This is a genomic window from Sinomicrobium pectinilyticum (assembly GCF_003725735.1).
In the GTDB taxonomy this organism is placed as follows: Bacteria; Bacteroidota; Bacteroidia; order Flavobacteriales; family Flavobacteriaceae; genus Sinomicrobium; species Sinomicrobium pectinilyticum.
Genome location: NZ_RJTM01000216.1, coordinates 1 through 3,578, shown reverse-complemented (window position 1 = coordinate 3,578; position 3,578 = coordinate 1). Strand labels below are relative to the sequence as shown.

The window sequence follows — 3,578 nt, the reverse complement described above, 5'->3', positions numbered from 1 at the left end:
TTTGCAACTTTTTTAAATCGCTCATTTTGAACACAAAACTAAATTATAAACAGATGAAAAACACGAATTTTTCCCGGGAACCAATTTCCGTCTAAATAAATGAGGGATGATGATCCGTAGAATAAAGCAGAATACTAACTAAAAAAGGTAAAAAATAATTAATTTATCATTTCATCAATATATTGATAATCAGTAGTTAAAGTGTTTTTAAGTGTTTGTAATTAAGTACAAACGACTACAAACGAAAGTAATCGTTTAACAACCGATTAAGCAATGAACGTGATTTTAAGTTTGTCCCGTCGGATGTTCAAAACCGGCAATACGAATTGTTTAATCCTAAAAATCATTTAATTATGAATGCAATCAAAAATAAAGTGCAACTGATCGGGAGACTGGGCCAGGACCCGGAATTTGTTCATTTCGAGGACGGGGGGAGGTTGGCCCGGTTTTCCCTCGCCATTAATGATAGTTACAAAGACAAAAGTGGCGAAAAAGTAGAGCGTACCTACTGGCACAATGTGGTAGTGCGGGGAGGTCTTGTGAATGTAGTGGAAAGTTTTGTATCCAAGGGCAAGGAAGTTGCCGTTGAGGGCAAGCTTGCCACCCGTAACTGGGAAGACGAAAAGGGGAACAAGAGATATATGACGGAAATAATTTGTAGTGAACTGCTCTTGCTTGGTAAATAAGCTGGTAATAAATGCCCGTAGAAATACTGTTGGGAATTTCAGGTTACGGGCATTTTTCTTCTTGTAGGTTTCGTGTTCGTGAAATATTACGGACATTTGACAGCGATTTGAAAAATGTATTTTAGTAGGGCTTTATGACAGATACACAGCTTACACATCAGTATTTAAAGACACATTTTGGTTATGACAGCTTTCGTCCTAACCAGGAACAGATAATAAACGATATATGTAACGGCAAGGATGTCCTGGCCATTATGCCTACCGGTGGAGGGAAATCCCTGTGTTTCCAGTTACCTGCCCTGATGATGGAAGGAACGGCCATAGTAATATCACCTCTTATAGCATTGATGAAAGATCAGGTGGATGCACTTCGTGTCAACGGCGTGGAAGCTGCTTGTTATAACAGCAATCAAACCCCCGAAGAGCAATCCGGGTTATGGGAAGCGCTCCGGAACGGAAAATTAAAATTGTTATATGTAGCCCCGGAAAGTCTGCAACAGCTCATGCCCGTGCTTTCCGGAAGTGCTATCAGTATGATAGCCGTAGACGAAGCTCATTGTATATCGGCCTGGGGACATGATTTTCGTCCCGCATATACCAGGCTCGGCGATTTGAAAGCCCGTTTTCCCGGGGTCCCCGTAGCAGCATTTACAGCTACTGCAGATGCTGCTACCAGGGAAGATATTCTCCTGCAACTGAATATCCCTCTGGCATCACAGTACGTGGCGTCTTTTGACCGGAAAAATATTTGCCTCGAAGTACGTCCCGGAAATAACCGCCTGAAACAAATAATTGATTTCCTGAAGGAAAGGCCGGACGAGAGCGGCATTATCTATTGCCTGAGCCGTAAAGCCACGGAAAAACTGGCTGCCAGATTACAACAAAACGGTTTTGAGGCGGGGGCTTACCATGCGGGAATGTCTTCCGGCGAGCGTACATCCGTACAGGAAGATTTTATAAATGACCGTATAGGTATAGTTGTTGCCACCATAGCTTTTGGTATGGGGATAGATAAGAGTAATGTACGCTGGGTCATTCACTATAACATGCCGAAAAACATAGAGGGATATTATCAGGAAATAGGCCGTAGCGGCCGTGACGGACTACCGGCACATGCGCTTTTGTTCTATAGTTTTGCGGATGTAATACAACAACGGAAGTTTATGGAAGATGCCCCCACACGGGATTTTCAACTTGCAAAACTGGAACGCATGCAGCAATTTGCGGAAACGTTTCATTGTCGGAGAATTGCTTTACTCAATTATTTCGGGGAGCAATTATCGGAAGATTGTGGTAATTGTGATGTATGTATATCGCCCCCGCAGTATTTTGACGGAACGGTATTGGCACAGAAAGTATGTTCGGCCGTAGCCCGGTTGAATGAAAGGGAGGCTGCCGGAATGTTGACCGATGTCCTTCGGGGAGCACAGAATGCTGCTGTTCTGGAAAAAGGATATGATAAAATAAAAACATATGGGGCGGTAAAAGAGATTTCCTGGAAAGATCTGCAGCAATATATTATCCAGATGATTAATCAGGGAATACTGGAAATCCGGTTTCAGGAAAATGGCAGATTGATATTGACTCCCCTGGCAAAAGAAGTGCTTTTCGGGGGAAAGAAAGTGAAGCTGGCGGCTCTCGTACAACACAAAAAAGAACTGGCCAAAACGGATAAACATAAAGTTAAGGATACTCTCTTTCTGAAACTTCGGGAACTTCGCTCTGCAATTGCGGCGGAGGAAAACGTACCTGCCTATATCGTTTTCAGTGATGCTACCCTGAAAGATATGGAAGCCAAACTGCCTTCCGATAAGGAAGAGTTCGAAGATGTTGCCGGGGTAGGCCAGGCGAAAAAGGAAAAATATGCAGACCGCTTTCTCAAGGTCATTGCACAATATCGGCAATCCCTCTGGAAACAACTCCCTACACACGATCAGACTTTTGCGCTTTATAAGGAAGGCCTGTCTATAGAGGAAATAGCGGAGAAGAGGGAGCTCAAAACGGATACCGTCATGGGCCACTTGTTAAAAAAGAATGAAGAGGGGGAGGATATAGATCTCACACAATTCATTTCAAGTGAAGAAGTGCGGGCAATAGAAAAAGCCCGGGAAAAGCTGAAAGCCCCTGATATCCTTCGCCCGTATTTCGATTATTTCGAGGGAAAAATGCCTTACTGGAAAATCCGGTATGGGTTGTACCTGAATGCTACCTGACCAAAGTAATGAAGTATTGCTATACTTTTAAATGCCCCTGTTTGATAAGTATGATAAAAAGATGTATCAGGGATTGTGCCTTAAACTCTTTTTTAAGTTTCTTGAGTTCCTTTTCTATGGTGCTGAGACTATTCGGGGAGATTTCCCTTTTCTTTAAATATTGGGCAATTTCCTGCTGGTGATAGCCATCCGCCATTTTCTTGATAATAATTTTTTGTATTCTGTTCATTCTAAAATAACTCAATATTTCCTGTTCTGCTTATAACTTGCCATAAAATGATCTATCCGGAATCTTTTCAGTCCTCTCCGGAAGTAATTGACTTAGGCCAATTATCATGTCCGGCAGGTAGTAGATTATATTCCAGTTTATTATTAGAGTATAACTTTTAAAATACGATTTTATGATTTCCGGACCCCTTATTTTTTACCTGAGGTAACTTTTCAGTGGGCCCGTTAGAGGTAATAGAGTGATTTTATTGAAAATTATACCGGACATATAGTGCCGTAAAATTATATTTCTGACGTTCGGAAAGTGGTTATTGTGAAAGAGACTGGTTAGTCTCGAACATAATTCAAATTACGAACCGTAGTAGGTTTCGCTACTTTTATCCCGGATTATTTAGTTAACCTTAAAAACCCACCTGCTTTGCAGGTGGTCATGTTCTGATGGCTATGCCTA

At 41.9% G+C, this 3,578-nt stretch carries 3 protein-coding genes; 2 read left to right on the top strand and 1 reads right to left on the bottom strand.

Annotated elements, in window-relative coordinates; genetic code table 11:
• Nucleotides 1–353 precede the first annotated feature (353 nt).
• Together ED312_RS23425 and recQ are read left to right on the top strand one after the other, a co-directional pair.
• Entirely contained in the window at nt 354–686 is a 333-nt protein-coding gene (locus ED312_RS23425; RefSeq protein ID WP_123218437.1) for a single-stranded DNA-binding protein, read from the top strand.
• A gap of 134 nt (nt 687–820) precedes the next feature.
• Nucleotides 821–2,899: a DNA helicase RecQ gene (gene recQ / locus ED312_RS23420; RefSeq protein WP_123218436.1), complete on the top strand. Its 2,079-nt coding sequence runs from the start codon at nt 821–823 to the stop codon at nt 2,897–2,899.
• 19 nt (nt 2,900–2,918) lie between these two features.
• Here the strand turns inward: recQ and ED312_RS23415 are convergent, their stop codons facing one another.
• Nucleotides 2,919–3,128 carry a hypothetical protein gene (locus ED312_RS23415; protein ID WP_123218435.1) on the bottom strand — a complete coding sequence of 70 codons (210 nt, stop codon included), beginning with the start codon at nt 3,126–3,128 and terminating at the stop codon, nt 2,919–2,921.
• Nucleotides 3,129–3,578 lie beyond the last annotated feature (450 nt).

What these genes read in the sequence shown, in the direction of transcription:
- ED312_RS23425 (WP_123218437.1), top strand. Translation starts at nt 354, where the DNA reads ATGAATGCAATCAAAAATAAAGTGCAACTGATCGGGAGACTGGGCCAG.
- recQ (WP_123218436.1), top strand. Translation starts at nt 821, where the DNA reads ATGACAGATACACAGCTTACACATCAGTATTTAAAGACACATTTTGGT.
- ED312_RS23415 (WP_123218435.1), bottom strand. Translation starts at nt 3,128, where the DNA reads ATGAACAGAATACAAAAAATTATTATCAAGAAAATGGCGGATGGCTAT.